This window comes from Paucisalibacillus globulus DSM 18846 (assembly GCF_000482485.1).
Lineage (GTDB): Bacteria > Bacillota > Bacilli > Bacillales > Amphibacillaceae > Ornithinibacillus > Ornithinibacillus globulus.
In genome coordinates, this window is sequence record NZ_AXVK01000001.1 from 500629 (window position 1) to 526667 (window position 26039).

At 35.9% G+C, this 26039-nt stretch carries 24 protein-coding genes and 1 other annotated feature; all 24 genes read left to right on the forward strand.

The window, feature by feature from the left end:
- Positions 1-37 precede the first annotated feature (37 nt).
- The 24 genes from ftsZ (at position 38) to pyrE (ending at position 25978) form a co-directional block, all read left to right on the forward strand.
- Positions 38-1174, forward strand: coding sequence for a cell division protein FtsZ (gene ftsZ, locus K332_RS0102625; protein WP_026906031.1), 1137 nt, complete (start codon positions 38-40; stop codon positions 1172-1174).
- 800 nt (positions 1175-1974) lie between these two features.
- Positions 1975-2895, forward strand: a complete 921-nt coding sequence (gene spoIIGA / locus K332_RS0102630; protein WP_026906032.1) for a sigma-E processing peptidase SpoIIGA — start codon at positions 1975-1977, stop codon at positions 2893-2895.
- Between the two features lie 147 nt (positions 2896-3042).
- A complete protein-coding gene (gene sigE, locus K332_RS0102635) occupies positions 3043-3762 on the forward strand; it encodes an RNA polymerase sporulation sigma factor SigE (RefSeq protein ID WP_026906033.1) in 720 nt (239 codons plus the stop codon).
- Between the two features lie 120 nt (positions 3763-3882).
- Complete coding sequence (gene sigG, locus K332_RS0102640; protein ID WP_026906034.1) at positions 3883-4662, forward strand: RNA polymerase sporulation sigma factor SigG; 780 nt, start codon at positions 3883-3885, stop codon at positions 4660-4662.
- A gap of 399 nt (positions 4663-5061) precedes the next feature.
- Entirely contained in the window at positions 5062-6600 is a 1539-nt protein-coding gene (locus tag K332_RS0102645; RefSeq protein WP_026906035.1) for a BCCT family transporter, read from the forward strand.
- A 146-nt stretch (positions 6601-6746) separates the two neighbouring features.
- Entirely contained in the window at positions 6747-7004 is a 258-nt protein-coding gene (locus K332_RS0102650; protein ID WP_026906036.1) for a YlmC/YmxH family sporulation protein, read from the forward strand.
- 30 nt (positions 7005-7034) lie between these two features.
- The gene (gene pgeF / locus K332_RS0102655; protein WP_026906037.1) at positions 7035-7844 is read left to right on the forward strand and encodes a peptidoglycan editing factor PgeF; all 810 of its coding nucleotides are present in this window, start codon (positions 7035-7037) and stop codon (positions 7842-7844) included.
- 26 nt (positions 7845-7870) lie between these two features.
- Positions 7871-8548, forward strand: a complete 678-nt coding sequence (locus K332_RS0102660; RefSeq protein WP_026906038.1) for a YggS family pyridoxal phosphate-dependent enzyme — start codon at positions 7871-7873, stop codon at positions 8546-8548.
- 10 nt (positions 8549-8558) lie between these two features.
- The gene (locus K332_RS0102665; protein ID WP_026906039.1) at positions 8559-8981 is read left to right on the forward strand and encodes a cell division protein SepF; all 423 of its coding nucleotides are present in this window, start codon (positions 8559-8561) and stop codon (positions 8979-8981) included.
- 8 nt (positions 8982-8989) lie between these two features.
- Positions 8990-9271, forward strand: coding sequence for a YggT family protein (locus K332_RS0102670; protein ID WP_036687866.1), 282 nt, complete (start codon positions 8990-8992; stop codon positions 9269-9271).
- A 9-nt stretch (positions 9272-9280) separates the two neighbouring features.
- Positions 9281-10060, forward strand: coding sequence for a YlmH family RNA-binding protein (locus K332_RS0102675; protein ID WP_026906041.1), 780 nt, complete (start codon positions 9281-9283; stop codon positions 10058-10060).
- Between the two features lie 241 nt (positions 10061-10301).
- On the forward strand, positions 10302-10805 hold the full coding sequence (locus K332_RS0102680) for a DivIVA domain-containing protein (RefSeq protein WP_026906042.1): 504 nt from the start codon (positions 10302-10304) through the stop codon (positions 10803-10805).
- A 58-nt stretch (positions 10806-10863) separates the two neighbouring features.
- Positions 10864-11088 (forward strand) — a binding site (T-box leader).
- Positions 11089-11331: 243 nt separating this feature from the next.
- Complete coding sequence (gene ileS / locus K332_RS0102685; protein ID WP_026906043.1) at positions 11332-14088, forward strand: isoleucine--tRNA ligase; 2757 nt, start codon at positions 11332-11334, stop codon at positions 14086-14088.
- A 208-nt stretch (positions 14089-14296) separates the two neighbouring features.
- Entirely contained in the window at positions 14297-14764 is a 468-nt protein-coding gene (gene lspA / locus K332_RS0102690; RefSeq protein ID WP_026906044.1) for a signal peptidase II, read from the forward strand.
- Positions 14765-15673 carry an RluA family pseudouridine synthase gene (locus K332_RS0102695; protein ID WP_026906045.1) on the forward strand — a complete coding sequence of 303 codons (909 nt, stop codon included), beginning with the start codon at positions 14765-14767 and terminating at the stop codon, positions 15671-15673. It begins immediately after the preceding gene.
- A 157-nt stretch (positions 15674-15830) separates the two neighbouring features.
- Positions 15831-16376 (forward strand): bifunctional pyr operon transcriptional regulator/uracil phosphoribosyltransferase PyrR, encoded by a 546-nt coding sequence (pyrR, locus tag K332_RS0102700; RefSeq protein ID WP_026906046.1) that lies wholly within the window; start codon positions 15831-15833, stop codon positions 16374-16376.
- Between the two features lie 162 nt (positions 16377-16538).
- Positions 16539-17447, forward strand: coding sequence for an aspartate carbamoyltransferase catalytic subunit (locus K332_RS0102705; protein WP_026906047.1), 909 nt, complete (start codon positions 16539-16541; stop codon positions 17445-17447).
- The gene (locus K332_RS0102710; protein ID WP_026906048.1) at positions 17422-18708 is read left to right on the forward strand and encodes a dihydroorotase; all 1287 of its coding nucleotides are present in this window, start codon (positions 17422-17424) and stop codon (positions 18706-18708) included. Before K332_RS0102705 ends, K332_RS0102710 begins: the two co-directional genes overlap by 26 nt.
- On the forward strand, positions 18701-19801 hold the full coding sequence (gene carA / locus K332_RS0102715) for a glutamine-hydrolyzing carbamoyl-phosphate synthase small subunit (protein WP_026906049.1): 1101 nt from the start codon (positions 18701-18703) through the stop codon (positions 19799-19801). The genes K332_RS0102710 and carA overlap by 8 nt, the downstream gene beginning before the upstream one ends.
- A complete protein-coding gene (gene carB / locus K332_RS0102720) occupies positions 19794-22994 on the forward strand; it encodes a carbamoyl-phosphate synthase large subunit (RefSeq protein ID WP_026906050.1) in 3201 nt (1066 codons plus the stop codon). Before carA ends, carB begins: the two co-directional genes overlap by 8 nt.
- Complete coding sequence (locus K332_RS0102725) at positions 22991-23746, forward strand: dihydroorotate dehydrogenase electron transfer subunit (RefSeq protein ID WP_026906051.1); 756 nt, start codon at positions 22991-22993, stop codon at positions 23744-23746. The genes carB and K332_RS0102725 overlap by 4 nt, the downstream gene beginning before the upstream one ends.
- On the forward strand, positions 23743-24657 hold the full coding sequence (locus tag K332_RS0102730) for a dihydroorotate dehydrogenase (RefSeq protein WP_026906052.1): 915 nt from the start codon (positions 23743-23745) through the stop codon (positions 24655-24657). Before K332_RS0102725 ends, K332_RS0102730 begins: the two co-directional genes overlap by 4 nt.
- Complete coding sequence (gene pyrF, locus K332_RS0102735; protein WP_026906053.1) at positions 24654-25367, forward strand: orotidine-5'-phosphate decarboxylase; 714 nt, start codon at positions 24654-24656, stop codon at positions 25365-25367. Before K332_RS0102730 ends, pyrF begins: the two co-directional genes overlap by 4 nt.
- Positions 25358-25978, forward strand: coding sequence for an orotate phosphoribosyltransferase (pyrE, locus tag K332_RS0102740; RefSeq protein ID WP_211237396.1), 621 nt, complete (start codon positions 25358-25360; stop codon positions 25976-25978). Before pyrF ends, pyrE begins: the two co-directional genes overlap by 10 nt.
- The last annotated feature ends 61 nt before the right edge of the window (positions 25979-26039 follow it).

Below are 26039 nucleotides of genomic sequence, written 5' to 3' on the forward strand. Positions count from 1 at the left end.
AGAAATCTTGTAATTTGCATATTAGGAGGAACGAAAAATGTTAGAGTTTGATACAAGTATTGACCAATTAGCTACAATTAAAGTTATTGGTGTTGGTGGTGGCGGAAATAACGCTGTTAACCGAATGATCGACCATGGAGTTGAAGGTGTAGAATTTATTGCTGCTAACACAGACGCACAAGCTTTAAATTTATCAAAAGCAGAAACTAAGTTACAAATAGGTGGAAAGCTTACTAGAGGACTTGGTGCAGGTGCAAATCCGGAGGTAGGGAAAAAGGCTGCTGAAGAAAGTAGAGAACAGCTTGAAGAAATTTTACAAGGTGCAGATATGGTTTTTGTTACTGCTGGAATGGGTGGAGGAACAGGAACTGGTGCAGCTCCAGTAATTGCTCAAGTAGCTAAAGACCTTGGTGCTCTAACCGTTGGTGTTGTCACTCGTCCTTTTTCATTTGAAGGTCGTAGAAGATCTACACAAGCCATATCCGGTATTGAAGCATTGAAGAATAATGTAGATACATTAATTGTTATACCTAATGATCGTTTACTAGAAATAGTTGATAAAAATACCCCAATGCTTGAAGCGTTTAGGGAAGCCGATAATGTATTACGTCAAGGGGTTCAAGGTATCTCTGACTTGATTGCAAAACCAGGATTGATTAATGTTGACTTTGCCGATGTTAAGACAATTATGTTTAACAAAGGATCTGCATTAATGGGAATTGGTATTGCAACCGGTGAAAATCGTGCTACAGAAGCTGCTAAAAAGGCAATTTCTTCACCTTTATTAGAAACATCAATTGATGGTGCCCATGGTATTTTAATGAATATTACTGGTGGTACAAACTTAAGTCTATATGAAGTGCAAGAAGCTGCGGATCTTGTTACGAATGCTGCTGATGAAGAGGTTAACGTAATCTTTGGTTCTGTAATTAATGAAGACTTGAAAGATGAAATTATTGTTACTGTTATTGCTACTGGTTTTGATGAGAATAAAAAAGTTGAACAGCCAGTTAGGCAACGACCAACGGTAAATCAAAACCAACCTACTACAACAAGAGCTAATGATGAGAATGTTCACGTAAAAGAACAAGTGCAACAACAAATACGTCCACGTCAAGAAGAAGATATTTTAGATATCCCAACGTTCTTACGTAACCGAAATAGAAATAGATAATTATTGATTAGAAAAACGTACAGCTAATAATAGCTGTACGTTTTTTCTTTTCTACTAAGGCATTTTCCTAAAAGATTCTTGTGAAATTCACTATTTGTATAAACTGTGCGGTAACTTTTGTATATAGCTGGAGTTGGTGAACTGCTATCAACCCGCTCCGGCAGAATACTCCGCTTTTACTTCCAGCACAGGGGCGACATCTGTTCGAAACGACCTCACAGTGTCTACCTTGCCGCGGGCACGGCCTCAGCCTCCTCGCGGAAAAAACACCGCTGCGGGGTCTTCGGACACGTGCTGTTCCCGCAGGAGTCTCCGTATTCTGCCTGCGCTAGTTAGATTTTCCTATTTATGAATTGTTTGTAACGTATTTATTTTCTTAGTAATTAAGTACAATGATTCTAATTCACTACCAGCGGAGTTAGACGCTCGAATTAAATTCTAAAGTGAATTACCGCACAGTTTCTATCAACTGAGAAAATATAAAGCAACAAACATTAAGAAAAAATCTTTATCAAAATACATTATAAAATGAATAATTGGTAATAGTTCTTTTCAAAAAATCCTCGACATAACTAGTTGAAATTAGCATTATTTTGCATACAAGAAGTGACAGACTTCGCTTGATAACTAGTTTATACTTCTCTTTATACTTCATCAATCAGTGGATTACTCATTTATGAAAAAGAATATCTGAGTAGTTTTCTCCAGAATTACCATGTGTTTAGGAGGAGTGAATTTCTTAGGTGAAATAATAAAAATTAGAAAGAACCCTTTGTAATGCTGGAAAGGATAGGAATAGTATGACTATTTATCTTGATGCAGTATGGCTATTGAATTTTTTCCTAGATTTTATGCTTTTGATGTTAACTCAAGTACTGTGTCGTGAGTATACATCAAAAAGAAGATTGATAATAGGGGCCTTTGTTGCATCACTAATTGTACCAATGACACTCTATTTTCCAAATTCATATATTTCAACTGTATTTGGAAAGATACTTTATTCTATTCTAATTATCTTGGCTACATTCCGGTTTATCTCTATAAATCGAATGTTAAAGCAATTAATATTGTTTTATTTTGTATCATTTGCAATTGGAGGTGGGCTGTTTGCAGCACATTATTTTTTACAAAGCCCAGTTGCATTAACCACCACTGGATTAATCTCTTTTAGTAGTGGACTTGGAGATCCGATAAGTTGGCTCTTTGTTGTAATTGGATTTCCAATTGCTTTTTGGTTTACGAAGAATCGTATGGACAAGCATGCAATTGAGAAAATCCGTTATGACCAGCTACATGACGTATCCATTAGCATTAAAAATAAAGTTTATTCAACTACTGGATATATTGATAGTGGTAATCAATTGGTGGATCCGTTTACCAAAAGACCAGTTATTATTTGTGATGAGACGTTTTTAAAACAATGGTTTGAAAAAGATGATTGGGAAAATCTTAGGCAAGCATACGAGGAATTTGATGTTGAACGAATTCCTGTATCCTGGGAGAACTATATACAAATTGTTCCGTTTCATGGGGTTGAAGGGAAAAGTAAGTTTCTCTTTACAATTAAACCTGAAAAACTAACAATCTTATATGATAACCAGCAAATAATAGCTACAAAGATTTTAATTGGCATACAGTTTGCAGATTTAACAATAGATAAACGCTATCATTGTTTACTTCATCCTCAAATTATAAAGCTAGCAACAATTCACACTGCCTAGGAATGAGTGTTGAATTAACCGGTTCGTAATTAAAGGCATTACGGTTGGGTCTAGTGGCCGTTAAAGTTTGAAGTAGGTTTTGTTTGGTTTTTAGTAATAATAGTCTAAAAAACTTATCATACAATCCAGAAAAAGGAGCGAATAGTTATGAAGAAATTAACATTAAAAATGCGTGTTTGGTGGTATAAGCTACTCGTAAAATTAGGAATTAAATCTAAGGAAATTTATTATATAGGTGGAAGTGAAGCATTACCACCACCTCTTTCTAAGGAAGAAGAGGGTGAGTTATTAATCTTATTAACAAAGGGAGATCTTTCTGCAAGATCCGTATTGATTGAACGTAATCTCCGACTAGTAGTGTATATTGCAAGAAAATTTGAAAATACAGGTATAAATATTGAAGACTTAATTAGTATCGGGACAATTGGTTTAATTAAAGCTGTAAATACGTTTAACCCAGAGAAAAAGATTAAACTAGCTACATATGCCTCAAGATGTATTGAAAATGAGATCTTAATGTATCTAAGAAGAAATAATAAGCTTAAGTCAGAAATTTCATTTGATGAGCCATTAAACATTGATTGGGATGGAAATGAATTGTTATTGTCAGATGTGTTAGGAACAGATGATGATGTAATAACGAAAAACCTTGAAACAAAAGTTGATAAGCATTTATTGCAAGATGCTTTATCACAACTTAATGCAAGGGAAAAACAAATCATGGAGCTTAGATTTGGTTTAGTTGGTGAAGAAGAAAAAACACAAAAAGATGTTGCAGATATGTTAGGAATATCTCAATCCTATATTTCACGTTTAGAAAAGAAAATTATACGTCGTTTGAAAAAAGAATTTAATAAAATGGTTTAGCCCTGATATAACAAGAATTTAGAAGTTTTAAGACCTTAATTTTATTTGTCAACTTGCATAAATTTTACCTTCCTAGGAGATACTGTCCTTGAACAGCATCTCCAACTGGGAGGGTAAAGAATGACTAGACATAAAGTAGTAATCTGTGGAGTTGATACATCAAAATTACCTGTTTTAACGAATGAGGAAATGAAAAAATTATTCGTTAAAATGCAAGCCGGGGACATTTTTGCAAGAGAAGAATTGGTTAATGGAAACCTTCGTCTTGTGTTAAGTGTGATTCAGCGTTTTAATAATCGTGGCGAATATGTAGATGATTTATTTCAAGTAGGCTGCATTGGTCTTATGAAATCAATTGATAATTTTGATTTAAGTCATAATGTTCGATTCTCTACTTATGCAGTGCCAATGATTATTGGAGAAATACGAAGATACTTAAGGGATAATAATCCAATCCGGGTCTCTCGCTCTTTAAGGGATATTGCTTATAAGGCTTTACAAGTACGTGAAAAACTTATAAATAAAACCTCAAAAGAACCAACACCTGCAGAGATAGCTGAAGAGATGGGAGTACCACATTCGGATGTTGTGTTTGCAATGGATGCCATTCAAGATCCTGTCTCATTATTTGAACCTATCTATAACGATGGGGGCGACCCAATTTATGTTGTGGATCAGATTAGTGATGATAAGGATAAAGATGACTCTTGGGTCGACAAGCTTTCCCTAAAGGAAGGTATGTACCAGTTAAATGAACGGGAAAAAATGATATTAAATAAACGCTTCTTCCAAGGAAAAACCCAAATGGAGGTAGCTGATGAAATTGGTATTTCTCAAGCTCAAGTATCTAGATTGGAAAAAGCAGCTATAAATCAAATGAATAAACAAATGTTTGAATAAGTTGTAGAACTGAAAGAAAAAGTTCATCGAAGTTATACTGCTTATTTCAAAGTAATGGCTATAGAAGGGTGGTTAAATGACTATCAAATCGTAAATAGATTTGGTAGTCATTTTTACTTATTAGGCATTATACAAAATATAGAATAATACGGCTGAATATGAAAAAAATAGTGATAGATAATGTGATTTCTTAATAAACCATGAATTTTTCGAAAGTTTACATACTGCTTTATTAACTATATAATTATAAATCGTATTTTTAAATTTGAGCAAGCCGGTGGTTTCGTCAATGGTTATTAAGATGAAATAGATATAATAATCACTACCTACCCAACGGTCTTTAATGGCATATTCATTTATATTTTAGACACTTGCTTCTAACTATTCAGGAGGAAAAGCGTGGGAGTTAACAAAAAGAAACATTTGGATTGGCCTGTATTTATTGCAAGTGGTGGTTTTTTGATTGTATTTATAGTGTTATCCGTTATTAACAGCGAAGGAGTAGGGAAAACAATTACATTTTTGTTTGACCACTCAGCAAATTTATTTGGGGCCTATTGGCAGCTTCTGTTGTTAGGTAACTTTTTAGTTGGGCTAGGACTGGCATTTTCCAAGTATGGCAGGGTGAAATTGGGGAATCTAGATAAACCAATTTATAGTTATTTTCGCTGGATAGCTATGATTTTAGTGACATTGCTGGCAAGTGGCGGTGTTTTCTGGGCTGCCTCAGAACCGATGTATCATTATATGAATACACCACCTTCATATGGTGGAGGGGAATTTAATAATATATTTGCAGCCTTTGCCCAGTCTTTCATGCATTGGGGATTTACGGCGTGGGCAATTTTAGGAACATTGGCTACAATAGTTATGATGTATGTGCATTATAATAAAAAACTCCCTTTAAGGCCTAGGGGGTTATTATATCCAATTTTTGGAGACAAGATTTATCATAGAAGTATTGTTGGTACCTCTGTAGATACCTTTTCAATAATTGCGACTGTTGCTGGGACATTGGGACCACTTGGATTTTTAGGGTTACAGATTGCTTATGGATTTAACCATCTATTTGGTTGGCCGAATACATTGACAGTAAGCATTATTGTAGTAATTATTCTAGCAATTATTGCTGCTATATCTGCAGCGACAGGTGTAGATCGTGGGATATTGACCTTAAGCCGCTATAATGTAATCTTTACGATTTTCCTGGCAGTTATGGTCCTCCTTTTAGGACCAACAATGTTTATCATAGATGTTTTTGTTGGTGGAACAGGGGTACATTTGCAAAATTTCTTTACGATGAGTTTATATCGTGGCGATGGTGGTTGGCTAGGTTCCTGGACAATATTCTTCTGGGGGTGGTTTATCGGCTATGCACCAATGTTAATCGTATTTTTAAGCAGGATTTCCCGAGGAAGAACAATTCGGGAATTAGTAATTGCTGTATCTATCGTTGCCCCTATTGTTAATAATTTTTGGTTCTCCATTGTTGGTGGTACAGGAGTGTTTTTTGAAAAGGAAAATCCAGGATCTGTCTCCAACGCATTAAATGATGGTGGTATGGAAGCGGCTGTGATGGCAATAACAGATCAACTACCTTTAGGAACAATGTTTGGACTAGGATTTTTGATTGTTGCTATTATATTTGTTGTTACAACAGTTGATACAATGTCATACACTGTTGCAGCAACTTTAACAGGGAATGATAATCCAAAACGCTGGTTAAGAGTCTTTTGGGCAATGATTTTTGGATTAACAACGGTAATGATACTACCAATGGGCGATAGTATCTCTTCCATTCAAAATTCCATTGTTATTACTGCGGTTCCAGTTTCATTTTTATTACTACCTCCATTGTGGAATGCACCGAGGATAGCAAGGAAAATGGCTTTGGATGAAAAACGAGAAGCCCTGAGGGAAATACGTAGAAAAGATTAAGTTTGATTGTGAGGAGCCTGTTATGAATAACATTTCATAACAGGCTCCACTTTTAATTTTACAAGTCATGGTAGAATCATAATCGAGCTCAGAATGAATTAAGTAACCCATGCATATACATCACTAGTAAGGGTAGGTGAGCCGTGATGATAAAATTATCTGATCTTCAAGTTAAAGAGGTTATTGTAATCAACAATGGAAGTAGATTAGGTCATATATCAGATTTAGAAATTGATCCAGACCGTGGAAGAATAATTGCCTTAGTGATTTACACGAAAGATAAAAAAGGTGGTTTTTTTGGAAAGTCTGATGAATTGATGATATATTGGGAGCAAATCGTAACAATTGGCTCTGACGTTATATTAGTTAAAGATGTAACTGGTCCTAAATTATACATTGAATGAATGGAGCCATAACTAGTAGGAGGAATTATTTTGCAAGACGTATTTGAATACGATGGAAAACAATTGTTATATATTAAAAAGTGGATGAATATAGACTCCAACCTAAAGGTAGGATTCACATCTCGCAATGGGGGAACTAGTAAAGGATACTTTTCCACCAATAATTTTGGCCTGCATGTTTCAGATAGTTATGATAACGCAATTGAAAATAGGAATAAGTTAGCAAAGATATTACATATTTCTTTAGAACAATGGGTTTCTGGTGAACAAGTACACCATAACTCTATTCATATAGTGGAATCAACAGATGTTGGAAGAGGAGCAAGGTCAGTAGAATCCTCCTTAAAAGGGATAGATGGTTTGATAACAAGGGAGACTGCTATTCTATGTACTGCATTTTTTGCTGATTGTGTACCCTTATTCTTTTTTGATCCCGTTACCAAATATATAGGTATAGCTCATGCAGGTTGGAAAGGTACGGTTGGGCGAATTGCTGAGGAAATGACTAATAAATTTTTGGAATTAGGATGCAACAAAAACGACGTACTTGTTACAATTGGACCATGCATTTCATGCGAATACTATGAGGTAGATGAATATGTAAAGAATCGTATACCACAAGAACTGGCAGATAGAGTGTTAACATCTGTGAGCGATGGGCATTATTTATTAGATTTAAAACAACTTAATGTCGAAATCCTTGTACAATCAGGTATATTTCGTAGTAATATAGATATAACAAATTATTGCACGTTTAGAGATGAAAACCTATTTTTTTCACATCGACGAGATAATGGTAAAACTGGTCGGATGTTAGGGTTTATTGGCTATAGCGGTTGACTTTTAAGGAGGAGAAAAAAGCAGTAATGGATGTTTCACAAAACTTAGCAGAAATTAAAGCAGAGATTGAAGTTGCTTGTAGAAAGAGCAATCGAAACCCAGATGATATTACCATCATTGCTGTTACGAAATATGTTACAATAGATAGAACCGAGGAGGCAGTGAATGCTGGTATATTGAATCTTGGCGAAAATCGACAAGAGGGGTTCATCGAAAAGTATAATCATTTCGGTAATCATGTTTCCTGGCATTTTATTGGAAGCTTACAAACTAGGAAAGTAAAAGATATTATCGATAAGGTAGATTATATCCATTCTTTGGACAGACTGTCATTAGCAAAGGAAATTAACAAACGTGCTTCTGCTGTTGTTAATTGTTTTTTGCAAGTTAATGTAAGTGGCGAAGAATCTAAACACGGCATACAGCCAGAGGAAGTCATACCGTTTATTGAAAAACTAGCTGACTATACAAATATACGTATTGTTGGACTAATGACAATGGCACCACACTCTGCTGACAAAATGTTATTACATAAAGTATTTCGCGAACTGAGAGAATTAAGAGACAAAGTAAAACAAGAAAATTATCAACAAGCACCATGTGAATTTTTATCAATGGGAATGAGTAATGATTTCGATATTGCCGTTATAGAGGGTGCAACCCATATTAGAATCGGCTCAAAATTAGTAGGGTCAAATATGTGAGGTGACAATATTGAGTATAAAAAACAAGATTAAAACTCTTTTTGCTGTAGATGAAGATGAATATGAGTATGTAGAAGAAGAACAAGAAGTGGCACCAAGTAATAAGATTAAACCTACAAATAATAATATTATCAATTTAACAAGTGTAAAAACAGCCTCATCTAAGGTTGTTCTTTGTGAGCCAAGGACATTTGAAGAGGCACAACAAATAGCAGATAATATTGTAAATAAACGGGCAGTTGTCATTAATCTTCAGCGAGTGGAACCATATGAAGCAAAGAGAATTGTAGATTTTTTAAGTGGCACAGTATATGCAGTCGATGGTATTATTCAGCGCTTAGGATCACAAACCTTCCTTTGTGCACCGGATAATGTTGATGTATCTGGTTCCATATCAGAATCATTTGAAGAAGATTTAAATAAAGGATGGTAATTTAGTATATGTTGTATATTATTTTTGATATTTTGGCAAGAGCTTTAGAGATTTATTCTATTGGATTAATTATTTATATTTTTATGTCATGGTTTCCGGGTGCTCGTGAGTCATCATTTGGTAATGTTATGACGAAGCTTTATGAGCCTTTTTTAGAACCATTTCGTAAAATTATCCCACCACTTGGAATGATTGACCTTTCACCAATTGTAGCAATTATTGTGTTACGTTTCGCTGGAACAGGAATATGGGGCTTATATAATATAATTGTTAGGTTTATTGCTGGGTGATTGGATTAAATGGATATTTATCAACATTTTCGTAAAGAAGAGCATGGTTTCATTGATCAAGTTTTGTCGTGGATAGACCAGGTTGAACGTTCTTTTCAATCTAAATTAACAGATTTTCTTGATCCTCGTGAACAACAAATCGTTGAAATGCTAATCGGAACAACTAATGAAGAACTTCAACTGAGACTATTTGGCGGTGGAATCTATTCAGAGAGAAAAAGGGCATTAATTGCTCCATATTATGAAGAAATTTCGGATGAGGATTTTAATATTTCTTTAGTACAGGCGACCTATCATGAAAAGTTTATTTCAATTGCACATCGAGATGTGTTAGGCTCTGTTTTATCCTTAGGAATTAAACGAAAGAAATTAGGGGATATTTTCGCTGGTGACGGTAAAGTACAAATATTACTTGATCAAGATATTTCTGCTTTTGTCCTGATGAATTTGACAGGAATCAAGAAGGCAAATATTAATTTTGAAGAAAAAGCCTTTTCTAATATGATTGAACAAGAATCTACTTGGACTAATTCAGAAAAAATTGTTTCTTCTTTAAGACTAGATACAATTTTGAAAGAAGTATACGCCATTTCAAGAAAAGATGCACAAAGTTTTATTCAAAAAGGTCTGGTTAAGGTTAACTATCGTATTGTCGAAGATAGTAAGTTTATTTTACGAGAAGGTGACTTATTATCTTTAAGGGGTAAAGGAAGAAGTAAGTTAATTGGAATTAATGGACAAACAAAAAAAGAAAAAATAAAAATAACGACTGCTCTATTACAGGTATAGTAAAGAACGGTTTCTTGATATATAATGTATATCAAAGAGTCGTTCTTTTAAGTTTTTTAGTAGTAAGTTATTATTGCTTCACTAAGAAAGCTAACGTATGTTCGAAATGGCTTACCAATTTGACCTTTTACAAAAAGAATTATCTAAAATTGCAGGAATTACATACTTTTTGTCGAATTTACTTGGTATACTAATTAGGGACTATTATTATTTATTAAAATTCTATAGGGAGGTAACAACTATGCCATTAACGCCATTAGATATTCATAATAAAGAATTTACTAGAAGTTTTCGTGGATATGATGAAGACGAGGTTAATGAATTTTTAGATCAGGTTATTAAAGATTATGAAATAGTTATTCGAGAAAAGAAAGAATTAAAAGAGAAAATTGATCAAATGAATGAAAAACTTAGTCATTTTACTAATATAGAGGAAACATTGAACAAATCCATTCTTATTGCTCAAGAAACTGCAGAAGAAGTAAAAGGGAATGCTTCCAAAGAATCAAAGCTTATTATCAAAGAGGCTGAAAAGAATGCAGACCGAATCATTAATGAGGCATTAAGTAAATCACGTAAAATTTCAATTGAGGTAGAAGAACTTAAGAAACAAGCAAAAGTATTCCGCACCCGGTTGAAGATGTTAGTAGAAGCGCAACTTGATATGATTGGAACAGATGATTGGGAAGAATTATTTGAAGTTGAAATGGGTAAAGAGCTAGAATTAGCTAATCAGGATTCTTAAATCTTGACCTTTTATAAAAATTTACATATAATGCTTACACGAACAGGTAAATATTTATAGAAATATGATGACAGAGAAAGTATAAAAACAAGTTGCTTGTTTAGCGAACTAGGGATTGGTGGGAGCCTAGTACAGCACGTTTTTAGAAAATCACTCTCGAGTATCCAATTTGAAAAGCAAAGTAGAATTGGACGACCATTCACGTTACGAATATCGAGTGAATTTGAAATGTTATTTATTTCAAATTTATAAGGGTGGTACCGCGAGTCTTCTCGTCCCTTTTTGGGATTTGAGAGGCTTTTTTTGTTTCTAAATTTTGAGCTTTTTGCAAATAGTTACTTATTGATGAGATGAGTAATAGGTTTTAGCTTGGAGCAGCCAGTGTACACTTAGACTGCTAAGGGAGGCTCACTAGCAGCGCGATTACAGCGAAGTGTATAAATAGGGTTGCAAACGCGGTTTATAATTAATTATCGATTACAGCCTAAATAATTAATGAATTGTTAAACATAAGGAGGAAATAGTAGTGGACTATAAAGAAACGTTACTGATGCCAAAGACCGAATTTCCAATGCGAGGAAATTTACCAAATAAAGAACCAGAACGACAAAAGAGGTGGGAAGAAGAAAATCTATACGAAGAATCTTTAGAAAGAACAGAAGGTAGACCTCTATTTATCCTTCATGATGGCCCACCATATGCAAATGGAGACCTTCACATTGGCCATGCCATGAACAAAATTTTAAAGGATTTTATCACTAGGTTCAGGTCTATGTCAGGATACCATGCTCCATATATCCCTGGTTGGGATACACATGGTCTGCCAATTGAAGCAGCATTAACAAAAAACAAGAAAGTTAATCGTAAAGAGTTAACTGTTGCTGAATTTAGACAATTATGTGCTGAGTATGCTATGACACAAGTGGATAGACAACGTACACAATTTAAACAATTAGGTGTACGTGGAGATTGGGATAATCCATATATCACACTTACAAAAGACTACGAAGCAGAGCAGATTCGTGTGTTCGGAGAAATGGCAAAGAAAGGCTATATTTATAAAGGGTATAAGCCAGTTTATTGGTCACCATCTTCTGAATCAGCATTAGCGGAAGCGGAAATTGAATACTATGATAAGCGTTCTGCATCTATTTATGTTTCATTTAATGTTGTTGATGGGAAAGGCGTATTGGATGTAGGAGATAAAATAGTAATTTGGACAACTACACCTTGGACAATTCCAGCAAACTTAGGAATTAGTGTACACCCTGACTTTAACTATGTTTTAGTTGAAGTGAAAAATGAAAAATATGTTGTTGCAGAAGCACTGTTAGAGAACCTCACAAAAGAATTAGAATGGGAAAATCCACTAGTTGTTAAAACATTCAAGGGTAAAGAACTTGAGCGTGCAACTGCAAAACATCCTTTCTATGATCGTGAATCATTAGTAATGCTAGGAGAGCATGTAACTACTGATGCCGGAACTGGATGTGTTCATACTGCACCTGGCCATGGGGAAGATGACTTTTACGTTTCTAAGCAATATGGTATTGAAGCTCTATCTCCAGTTGATGGCAAAGGTGTATTTACAAATGAAGCACCAGGTTTTGAAGGTATGTTCTATGACGATGCTAATAAAGTTGTGACAGAAAAGCTTGAAGAAGCAGGCGCATTATTAAAAATGACCTTTATTACTCACTCTTATCCACACGATTGGAGAACGAAAAAACCAACTATTTTTCGTGCAACTCCTCAATGGTTTGCGTCAATTAAAGACTTCCGTGAGGATATTTTAGACGAGATTAAACAAGTTAAATGGTATCCTTCCTGGGGTGAAACTAGACTATATAATATGGTTCGTGATCGTGAGGATTGGTGTATTTCTCGTCAACGTACATGGGGTGTACCAATTCCAGTATTCTATGGTGAAAATGGAATGCCAATCATTACAGAAGAAACAGTAGAGCATGTAGCAAATCTTTTTGCAGAACATGGTTCGAATGTATGGTTTGAGCGTGAAGCAAAAGATTTATTACCAGATGGGTTTACTTCAGAGCACAGTCCAAATGGTGAATACACGAAAGAAACAGATATTATGGATGTATGGTTTGATTCAGGCTCATCACATGCAGGGGTATTATTAACACGTAAGGATCATAGAAGACCTGCAGATGTTTATTTAGAAGGAAGTGACCAATATCGTGGTTGGTTCAACTCCTCACTTTCAACTGCTGTTGCTGTAACCGGTAAGGCACCATATAAATCAATTGTTAGTCATGGTTTTACACTAGATGGAAATGGCCGAAAAATGAGTAAATCACTTGGTAATGTTATTTTACCTTCAAAAGTATTGAAGCAGTTAGGTGCAGATATTCTACGCTTATGGGTTGCTTCTGTAGATTATCAAGCGGATGTACGTATCTCAGATGACATTCTAAAACAAACATCGGAAAGCTATCGTAAAATTCGTAACACATTCCGTTTCATGCTAGCAAACCTTGCTGATTTTAATCCGGAAACCGATCGTATTCAGGAAGCACAAATGGAAGAAGTAGATCGTTACATGTTACATCGATTACAAGGGCTAGTAAAGGAAGTTAGAGCAAGCTATGAGAAATATGAGTTTTCTCCAATTTTCCATCGTATCCATAATTTCTGTGCGGATGATTTAAGCTCATTCTATCTGGATTTTGCTAAGGATATTCTATATATTGAAGCTGCTGATAATCACCGTCGTCGTAGTATTCAAACAGGCTATTATGAAATTTTAACAACATTAGTCCAACTATTAACACCGATAATTCCTCATACTGCGGATGAGGTTTGGGAGTACATTCCTGGTGTTCAGGCTAAGAGTCCACAGCTTACCGACATTCCTGAACCAAGAGAAATTAAAGGCTTTGTTGGTTTAGAAGATAAATGGAATCATTTTATGTCCATCCGTGGCGATGTACTAAAAGCACTAGAAGAAGCCCGTAATGAAAAGGTAATTGGAAAATCATTAGAGGCTAAAATTACAGTAGTTCCTAAGGATAATGAAACAAAAGAAGTATTATCATCTATTGAACATGTTCATCAACTACTTATCGTGTCAGAAGCAGATATTACAGAAAGTGCTGCTAATGCGAAAGAATATCGCTATGTCGATGTTCTTGTCGAAAAACACCCTGGCGACACATGTGAGCGTTGTTGGGTTGCATCAGAAACAGTTGGGGAAAATGGAAACCATCCAACATTATGTTCACGTTGTGCAGATGTAGTTGAAAAACACTATCACGCGTAAGCTTTTAGTTAATAATTTATGGAGTACAAATCCATCGTGATTTGTACTCCCTTTTGTTTAATAGATAGAAAAACGTCGAGATTCTCTACTTGAAAATCCAATCCAACTCACAAACCATTGAATTTTTGCCTAATAAAGTATAAGATAAACTAAGGTTTTATTCTAATCTATAAGTAGATAAAGTAGTTTAAATCGGAGGACACGAGAAATGTATCGATATTATCTCTTAGCAATTTTTGTAATAGCAATTGATCAGTTTACGAAATACTTAGTAGTGAAAAACATGGAGTTATATGAAAGAATACCAATAATTGAAGGTTTTTTTAATCTTACTTCACATCGTAATAGTGGTGCTGCTTGGGGAATCTTAGAAGGAAAGATGGGTTTCTTTTACGTCATTACCATCATTGTAATTATCGGGATTATTTATTATTTACATAAATATGGTAAGGATAATATATTGTTTGCTTCCGCACTTAGTCTTATTTTAGGAGGAGCGATTGGGAACTTTATTGATCGATTATTCCATCAAGAAGTAGTAGATTTCTTCGACTTTACGATATTCGGTTATGAATTCCCGATTTTTAATATTGCTGATTCAGCATTAACAATAGGTGTTATCCTTGTTATCATTGCAACACTATTCGAGGAAAAGAAACAGAAGGGAAAAGCGTAAATGAGCTTACAACATGTTGTTACGGAAAATGAAAGCAAAATACGGATTGATAAACTGTTATCTGATATAAACCCTGATCAATCACGCTCACAAATCCAAGGTTGGATAACGAAGAAGCTTGTGAAGGTAAATGGTGAGATTGTGAAGGCTAATTATAAATGTCAACTTGAGGATGTAATCTCTTGGGAAACGCCAGAGATTGAAACATTAGATATTACACCTGAAAATATTCCTTTAGATATTGTATTTGAAGATAAAGATTTATTAGTAGTTAATAAACCAAAGGGAATGGTCGTGCATCCGTCTGCTGGGCATCAATCAGGTACACTTGTGAATGCACTTTTATATCATTGTGATGATTTATCAGGAATTAATGGTGTTGAGCGTCCAGGGATTGTCCACCGAATCGATAAAGACACTAGTGGGCTATTGGTAGTAGCAAAGAGTGACAAAGCACATGCTGGCCTTGCTGAACAACTATCTAATAAAGATGTTGAAAGAAAATATGAGGCTGTTGTTCACGGAGTTATCAATCATGATACTGGTATGGTAGATGCTCCAATTGGAAGAGATACAAAAGATAGACAAAGAATGGGCATAGCTGAAAATGGTAAACAAGCAGTAACTCATTTTCAAGTTTTACATCGTTTTAAGGAATTTACCCATATTGAATGTCGACTAGAGACAGGCAGAACGCATCAAATTCGTGTTCATATGCGATATATTGGCTTCCCTCTTGTTGGAGATCCAAAATATGGTCCACGTAAAACATTAGATACAAATGGACAAGCGCTTCATGCAAAAGTATTAGGATTTACTCACCCGGTAACAGGGGAGTGGCTTCGATTTGAAGTGGAAGCACCTAGTTATTTTAAGGAATTATTGGGGACGTTAGAACAAATGTATTGACAGAATCCACTTATTTTGAAATAATAAAACAAATGAATAAGAACCTTTAAATCAGTCCAGAGAGGCTAAAAAGGGTACGGTTATTTATACGGGATACATGTATTTAAAACCCTTTTTTCCTCATGGAGAAAAGGGTTTTTTGTTTGGGGGGTAAACCATGTTTAAAAAGACGGAAATTCTAGATGAACAAGCTATCAATCGAGCACTTACTCGTATTGCTCATGAAATCTTAGAAAAAAACAAAGGTGGAGAGGAACTAGTTATTGTAGGAATTAAAACTAGGGGAATACCACTAGCAAATCGTTTACAAGAAAAAATTCAAAGAATTGAAGGGTTATCATTACCTATTGGTGACTTAGACATCACACTATATCGAGATGACTTAGTAAAAGCAGTGGACTCAAATGAACCTGAAATTCGTAACACATATATACCTGTTGATATTAGTAATAAGAAAGTAATTTTAGTTGATGACGTATTATATACTGGAAGAACTGTGCGTGCTGCAATGGACGCTGTGATGGATTTGGGAAGGCCATCACAAATACAATTAGCTGTACTGGTTGACAGAGGGCACCGCGAACTACCGATCCGTGCAGACTACGTAGGGAAAAATATTCCTACATCAGAAAAAGAGATAATTGTTGTTCAGCTAAACGAAATAGATGATGGAACTGACTCCGTGTCCATATATGAAAAATAATGATAAGACCTTTAATAAAATCCAGAGAGATTTAAAAGGTCGCTCAAGTTACGTGCATAAAATTCTGCACGTATACCTCTTTGCGACCAAATTGCAAAGAGGTTTTTTTATTGCCTATTATTCTAAGGTAAATAAAAATATTGAACACAATGGGGGATATACGTGAATCATTTTATATCAATTGATCAATTAACGAACCAACAAATCTTTAATCTAATAGTAAACGCTGAGAAGTATAAAAAGGGAAAGAACGACAACATTCCAAAACAACTTTTCGCTGCAAACTTATTCTTTGAACCAAGTACGCGAACGAAAATGAGTTTTGCTGTTGCAGAAAGAAAACTGGGTTTAGAAGTACTAGACTTTCATGCGGAAGAGTCTAGCATACAAAAAGGGGAATCACTATTTGATACGGTGAAAACCTTTGAATCCATTGGTGCCAATGTGGCGATAATTAGACATAGATCAGACGATTGGTTTACAGAATTAGAATCAGGAATAAATATTCCTATTATCAATGCAGGGGCTGGTAAGCGAGAGCATCCAACACAATGTATGCTAGATCTTCTCACCATCTATGAGGAATTTGGTAGATTAGAAGATTTAAATGTTGTAATTGTAGGAGATATTAAGCATAGCCGTGTAGCCAAATCAAATGCACATGCACTGGAAAGACTTGGTGCAAAAGTATATTTAAGTGCCGCACCAGGATATGAAGATGAGTCACTTGATTATCCATATGTAAGTCTTGATGAGGCAACTCAATTTTGTGATGTTGTCATGCTTTTAAGAATCCAACACGAAAGACATGAGGAAATATATGAAACGTCAAGTTACCTCACAAAATATGGATTAACAATCGATAGAGAAAGAAAAATGAAACAACATGCGATTATATTACATCCAGCACCAATTAATCGTGGTGTGGAAATAGATGGAGATTTAGTCGAATGTGGGCGTTCAAGGATTTTTAAACAAATGAAAAACGGTGTTTATATGAGAATGGCAATCTTAACACATGTATTAAACGAATGGGGGAGTATTGATGAGAATTCTATTAAGGAATGTTAAACGATTAGTAGATAATGGTGAGTTAGAAAGCTGCGATGTATTAGTCGATGGTGGGAAAGTTAAAAAGATTAATACTTCGATTGAGATAAAGGAAATCGACAGAACGATAGATTGTAAAGGAAAACTTCTAACCCCAGGATTCATCGATGTACATATCCATTTACGTGAACCAGGTGGCGAGCATAAGGAAACAATAAAAACAGGAACTATGGCTGCTGCAAGAGGTGGATTTACAACAGTTTGTTCCATGCCAAATACAAATCCAGTTCCAGATTGTGAAGAAACAATTAATATCTTGCTAGATAAGATTGATCAAGATGCAGTTGTTCGTGTTTTACCGTATGCATCTATTACCAAAGGATTAAAAGGGGAAGAACTAACAGATATAGAAGCCTTATCTAAGTTAAATATCTTTGCTTTTACAGATGATGGTGTTGGCATTCAAACCGCTGACGCAATGCTTCGCGCTATGAAGAATGCAGCTGCATGTAACAAGGCGATAGTTGCTCACTGTGAGGATAACTCGATTGTTTACGGTGGTGTTGTCCATGATGGGAAAGTTAGCGAGCGCTTAAACCTACCTGGAATACCCTCATTAAGTGAGTCCGTACAAATTGCAAGAGATGTTTTAATAGCAGAAGCGGCTGGATGTCATTACCATGTTTGTCACGTTAGCACAAAAGAATCAGTAAGGGTCATTCGAGATGCAAAGAAAGCTGGAATTCATGTTACAGCCGAGGTAACTCCCCATCACTTATTATTAAACGAAGAATCGGTTCTTAGTGATAATACCAATTTCAAAATGAACCCACCACTAAGGAGTAAAGAAGACCAGGAAGCATTAATAGAAGGTTTACTAGATGGAACAATTGATTTTATTGCAACAGACCATGCTCCACATAGCGAGGACGAAAAAGCACAGGGTATGCTTAAAGCTCCTTTCGGGATTGTTGGGTTAGAAACAGCCTTTTCATTACTTTATACTAATCTTGTAAAACCTGGGGAAATTTCTATAAAGCAATTAGTAGATTGGTTAACGATTAAACCAGCATCCGTTTTTAATCTGCCTTATGGAAGACTGGCTGAAGGAGAAATAGCTGATTTAACATTAATCAACCTTGAAGCAGAAACAACAATTGATAAATTTAACTTCTATTCAAAAGGAAAAAATACACCATTTCATAATTGGAAAGTAACAGGGGTGCCGGTACTTACCATTTATGAAGGAGAAATTATTTACGAGGAGGATACTAATGCTTAAAAGAAAATTAGTCTTGGAAGATGGTACGATTTTTATTGGGAAAGGCTTTGGAAGTGATAAAGAAATAAGTGGTGAGGTAGTTTTTAATACCGGTATGACAGGTTATCAGGAAATTATTTCCGATCCCTCGTACTGTGGTCAAATTGTGACCTTAACCTATCCGTTAATTGGAAACTACGGGATTAATCGAGATGATTTTGAAACAGTAGCACCATTTATTAATGGATTAATTGTAAAAGAATATAGTGAATATCCATCAAATTTTAGAAGTGATGAAAGTATTGATAGCTTTTTAAAAGCTCATGATATTCCCGGACTATCTGGTATAGATACTCGAAAACTAACCAAAGTCATTCGTAAAGCTGGGACCATGAGAGGTTACATTGCTGATACGGAGATTCCTGAAGAAGTTCTATTAAAAAGGTTAGCGAATACGCCAGTTCCTCATAACCAAGTCAAACAAATATCGACAACAAAACCTTATATTGTTCCGGGGCGTGGGCATCGTATCGTTCTTGTAGACTTTGGTATGAAACATGGCATTTTAAGAGAGTTAACGAAACGCAACTGTCATGTGACAGTGGTTCCATACAATTATCCAGCTGATAGTATATTACGTCTAAAACCAGATGGAATCATGTTAACTAACGGCCCTGGAGATCCGGTAAATGTACCAGAGGCGATTGAGATGATTCAAAAAGTGGTACCAACCATTCCGATATTTGGAATATGCCTTGGTCACCAACTACTAGCGTTAGCTTGTGGTGCACAAACGGAGAAAATGAAATTTGGCCATCGAGGTGGAAATCATCCGGTCAAAGATCTGGAGAATGGCAAGACATTCTTAACTTCACAAAATCACGGATTTGCAGTGAATAGGGCATCATTAGAAAATACAGATTTGGTATTAACACAAATTGCTTTAAATGATAACTCTGTCGAGGGAATAAAGCATCGAATATATCCCGCTTTTTCGGTTCAGTATCATCCAGAAAGTTCACCAGGACCAGAAGATTCTAATTATCTATTCGATGAATTTTTATCATTAATTGATAATCATGTAGCTAAAGGGGAGGAAGAAGTATATGCCTAAAAATACAGACATCCAGAAAATATTAGTTATTGGTTCAGGTCCAATAATTATCGGTCAAGCAGCTGAATTTGATTATTCAGGTACGCAAGCGTGCCAAGCATTGCGAGAAGAAGGCTATACAGTTATTCTTGCTAACTCTAATCCAGCAACCATTATGACGGATCAAACAGTTGCAGACAAAGTCTATATGGAACCGTTAACGGTAGAATTTTTAACCAAAATTATCCGAAAAGAACAACCAGATGCATTACTGCCAACCTTAGGTGGTCAAACTGGTTTGAACCTAGCTGTTTCGTTAGATAAAACAGGAATACTTGATCAATATAATGTCAAACTTTTAGGGACTTCGCTTGAAGCTATAGAAAAAGCAGAAGACCGCGAAAAATTCCGTGAATTAATGGGTGTTTTAGGAGAACCAGTACCAGAAAGTAGGATTGTTAATACCGTTGAAGATGCTGTTGACTTTGTAAAGAAAATTGGTTTTCCATTAATTGTTCGTCCTGCCTATACGTTAGGAGGAACAGGTGGTGGCATGTGCTATGACGAGGGTGACTTACGCGAAATAACTAGAAATGGTCTAGCATTGTCTCCAGTGAATCAATGTCTTATTGAACGAAATATTGCTGGTTTTAAAGAAATTGAATATGAAGTAATGCGTGATAAAAATGATCAAGCAATTGTTGTATGTAATATGGAAAATTTTGATCCAGTTGGTATCCATACAGGTGATTCAATCGTAGTTGCTCCTTCACAAACGTTAAGTGATAGGGAGTACCAACTTTTGAGGAATGCATCACTTAAAATAATCAGAGCTCTCGAAATAGAGGGTGGATGTAATGTTCAATTAGCACTTGATCCAAATAGCTTTAATTATTATGTCATTGAAGTTAATCCACGGGTTAGTCGATCATCAGCACTTGCATCAAAGGCTACTGGTTATCCAATCGCTAAAATGGCAGCCAAAATTGCTGTCGGTTTAACATTAGATGAGATAATAAATCCAATTACAGGAACGACTTTCGCTTTATTTGAACCAGCACTTGACTATGTAGTGACAAAAATTCCTCGTTTTCCATTCGATAAATTTGTTACCGGTGACCGAAAGCTTGGTACACAAATGAAAGCTACAGGAGAGATCATGTCAATCGGTAGAAATTTTGAAGAGTCACTGTTAAAGGGAATTCGCTCCATGGATATTGGTACGGAAGAACTTGACTTACCTGGTTTAACATTTGCTACGGATGAAGATCTTAAATATAGACTAAAAAAGGCTGATGATGAACGAATTTTTGTAATAGCTGAAGCATTCCGTAGAGGAATTACGTTAGAGGAAATATTTAGCCTTACTAAAATAGACCCATTTTTCTTAAAGAAAATGGAAGACCTTGTCCTATTTGAGGATGTAATTTGTTCTAACCCGTACTCAAAAGAAGTATTACAAGAAGCAAAAGAAAAAGGATTTTCAGATAATCATATTGCAAGACTTTGGGAACTATCTGTTGATGAACTCTATCAATTCCGAATGAAAGAAAATATTAATACTGTATACAAAATGGTAGATACTTGTGCAGCTGAATTTGATTCACAAACTCCATATTTTTATAGTACCTATGAAGAGGAAAATGAGTCAATTCCATCAGGGAATAGAAAAGTTTTAGTACTCGGTTCTGGACCAATTCGTATTGGGCAAGGTGTTGAGTTTGACTATGCAACAGTCCATTCCGTGCTGGCAATTAAAGAAATGGGTTATGAAGCAATAATTATGAATAATAATCCTGAAACAGTTTCCACAGACTTTAGTATTTCAGACAAGTTATATTTTGAACCGCTAACGTTGGAAGATGTCATGAATGTTATTAATCTTGAAAAGCCAGAAGGCGTTATCGTCCAATTTGGTGGTCAAACGGCAATAAACTTGGCAGAAGGACTTTCGAGACGAGGGGTTACAATTCTGGGAACTGATCTAGAAGCAATTGATGCTGCAGAGGATAGGGATAAATTTGAGGTGTTATTGGATAAACTTCAATTGTTACGTCCTCAAGGAAAAGCAGTGAAACATATGGATCATGCAATCGAGGTAGCTGAATCAATTGGGTATCCGGTACTGGTTCGTCCTTCTTATGTTATCGGTGGTAGCCGTATGGAGATTGTTTACAATAGAGATGAGCTACAAGCATACTTGACAAAAACAGGGCATATTACAGATCGCCATCCCATTCTGATAGATAAGTATATTACTGGAATTGAAGTAGAGGTCGATGCCATTAGTGATGGGGAAACGATTATTGTTCCCGGCATTATGGAGCATATTGAAAGGTCAGGAGTCCATTCGGGGGATTCCATTGCTGTCTATCCACCACAAAGATTATCGGAAACTGTTAAAGAAAAGTGCTTTGAAGCAACGGTGAGAATAGCAAGAGCTTTACAAGTAAAAGGGTTGGTAAATATCCAATTCATTATTTGTGATGAGGATGTTTATGTACTAGAGGTAAACCCAAGGGCAAGTAGAACAATACCATTCCTAAGTAAAATTACTGGTGTTACGATGGCAAATTTAGCAACAAGATGTATTTTGGGTGAAAATCTTAAGGACCTAGGGTTTAGTTCGGGTATTCTACCTGAATCCAATCTAGTATCTGTTAAAATTCCAGTGTTTTCATTTGAAAAATTACGAAGTGTGGATACCATTCTCGGACCAGAGATGAAATCAACGGGTGAAGCCATAGGTTATGATAAAACAATGGAAAAAGCATTGTATAAAGGATTACTTGCAGCAGGCATCTCCGTACCAAGTGAAGGAGCAGTATTAATTACTGTATCAGACAAAGATAAGCTCGAAATGTTAGAGGTTGCTACCCGTTTCCATCAATTAGGATTCCAGCTTTACGCAACAGCCGGGACATCATCATTCTTAAGGGGTGCAAACATTCCAGTTACCGAAGTTGGAAAAGTAGGGGCAAAAGACCCGAACGTTCTATCCATTATTGAACAGGGTAAAGTACAATTTGTGGTCAACACAATAACCTCAGGAAAACAACCGCGTTCAGATGGATTTATGATTCGAAGAGTATCCGTAGAACGTGGAATACCTTGTCTAACAAACTTAGATACAGCAAACGCAATACTGAATGTTATTGATTCAACAACATTTTCTGCAAACCCAATACAGACAAAAGAGGCTGTTTTATTATGATTAAAAAAGAACAGATGAAGATTGTTTCCTCAAGGGCTATAGCGAAAGACACGTATGAAATGGTGCTTGAAAATCATTTTATCAGTGAGAAAGCTGTACCAGGTCAGTTTTTACACATACAGATTGGAACACATACATTGAGAAGACCGATTTCTATAGCTAATTGCAATAAAGAACGAAATGAAATTACGATTCTATTTAAGATAAATGGTGTGGGTACAAGTGAACTGGCAACCTATCAAGCAGGTGAATTTTTGGATGTATTAGGACCTCTCGGAAATGGTTTCAAAGCGGAAGATGAACCACAATCAACTATTCTATTAGTTGGGGGAGGGATTGGTGTACCGCCCCTTTATTATCTAGGGAAAACACTAAAAGAAAAAGGAATTAACATTGTTTCTATTTTAGGTTTCCAACAAAAAGAAAATGTGTTTTATGAGCAACAATTTCAGGGGTTAGGGGAGACCATTATTGTAACGGATAATGGGTCCTATGGGTATAAAGGCTATGTCACAGATGTATTAGATCAAGTTGGGTTGTTTGACTGTTACTATTCCTGTGGCCCCATTCCAATGCTTAAGGCCTTAACAACGAAACTTGAAGGGAAGCGAGGATTTATTTCATTAGAAGAGCGAATGGGCTGTGGTGTTGGAGCGTGTTTTGCATGTGTCTTACCAACTAAAGATGGCACTGGATATCGGAAAATTTGCAAAGACGGACCAGTATTCCACGCTGAGGAGGTTACGATATGACAGATTTAGCAATTGAACTTCCAGGCCTATCCTTAAAGAATCCGATAATGCCAGCGTCAGGTTGCTTTGGGTTTGGTCGTGAATATAGTGAATTCTACGACCTTAGTAAACTAGGTGCCGTAATTATGAAGGCAGCAACAGGATCTGAGCGTTTTGGTAACCCAACACCTAGGGTTGCTGAAACGGCATCAGGTATGTTAAATGCAATTGGACTTCAAAATCCGGGCGTAAATAAGATTATCGAATCAGAAGTCCCGTTTCTGTCCCAATTTGATACGAATATAATAGCAAATATAGCCGGAAGTACGTTAGAAGAATATGAAGAGGTTGCTAGAGCATTTAACAAAACGGATAAGGTACATGCGCTCGAACTGAATATATCTTGTCCTAATGTAAAAGATGGTGGAATTCAATTTGGGACGAATCCATCAATGGCAGCTCGGGTAACAGAAGCGGTCAAAAAAGCTAGTAATCTACCGGTTTATGTAAAGTTATCTCCGAATGTCACGGATATTATGCAGATGGCTAAGGCGGTGGAAGCGGCTGGCGCAGACGGATTGTCCATGATAAATACGATAACCGGGATGCAAATTCATCTTCCAAGTAGGAGACCTCTGATTGCAAATAAAACTGGGGGTTTATCAGGGCCTGCTATTAAGCCTGTAGCAATTCGTATGATTTATGAAGTTAGACAGCAAGTGAATATCCCAATTATTGGCATGGGAGGCATCCAAAATGCAGAGGATGTTTTGGAGTTTTTATTAGCTGGTGCTAGTGCGGTAGCGGTTGGTACAGCTAATTTTCAAAATCCATTTATTTGCTCTGAAATTATTGATGAATTACCAAGTGTATTGAGTAACTATGATTTTAATTCGGTGCAAGAAGCTGTTGGAAAGGGGATTATTTCATGACAAAGTCTATTTATCTAGCATTGGATTTTCCTACTTGGAAGGAAGCGGGAAGATTTCTAGAGGAAAATGATTTACATGGTGTTCCAGTAAAAGTTGGGATGGAGCTTTATTATCGTGAAGGACCACAAATTATTGACAAGCTAAAAGAGAATAATCATAAAGTTTTTCTTGATCTAAAACTTCATGATATTCCTACGACGGTTATGCGTGCCATGAAAGTACTTTCTAGTCTAGAAGTAGATTTAGTGAATGTTCATGCACTTGGTGGTAGTGAAATGATTCAAAGAGCAAAGGATGGACTTATAAATGGTAATCCTAACTTTGATACCAAATTAATAGCTGTAACAGTACTAACTTCAATGGAGCAAAGGGTATTGAATGAAGAATTGGGTATATCAGGTAATCTATTGAATGTTGCGGTAGGCTTTTCAAGCTTTGCTAAGAAGAGTGGAGCAGATGGTGTAGTTTGTTCAGTACATGAAGCAAACCAAATAAAAACGGAATGTGGAAGGGACTTTATAACAGTAACACCGGGAATTAGACTTATTGATTCAGATGTAAATGATCAAAAACGTGTAGCAAGCCCAGGGTTTGCTAGAAATAATGGTGCAGATTATTTAGTAATTGGGCGTAGTATTACAAAAGCTAAAAATCCAAGAATAGCCTATGAACAGGCAATTGCTGAATGGGAGGAATCAACATGCAAATAAGTCAAGAACTAGCAAAAGAACTATTAACCATCAAGGCTGTGCAAATTAACCCGAAGGAGTATTTCACATGGGCATCTGGAATTAAGTCACCTATATATTGTGATAATCGTATAACGATGTCCTATCCTGAGGTACGTAAAACGATTGCCAATGCATTTGTTGAATTGGTTGAGCAAATGGAGGAAAAGCCAGATGTAATTGCTGGTTGTGCTACTGCTGGGATTCCCCATGCTGCATGGCTATCTGAGCGTTTAAATCTACCGATGGTTTATGTCCGTTCCAAGCCAAAAGGTCATGGAAAAGGAAATCAAATTGAAGGGGAAAATGTTGCGGGTAAAAAAGTATTAGTAATAGAGGATTTAATTTCTACTGGTGGTTCATCTTTAGAAGCAGTTAATGCATTGAGGAATTCTGGAGCTAGGGTGCTCGAAGTATTGTCCATCTTTACATATGGATTGAGAAAGGCTCAAGCTAACTTTAAGTCATCAGATATGAATTATCAAAGTCTTACAAACTATGAGGAATTAATTCAAGCTTTAGTCGAAGATGGAAAACTAAGTGAGGAAGAAAAAACTGTACTTTTGGAATGGCGCAATACTATTGATTTATAATAACTTGATGTAATAAGTAGATATTTATTATATAATAAAAACGTATAAATAATAATTATCA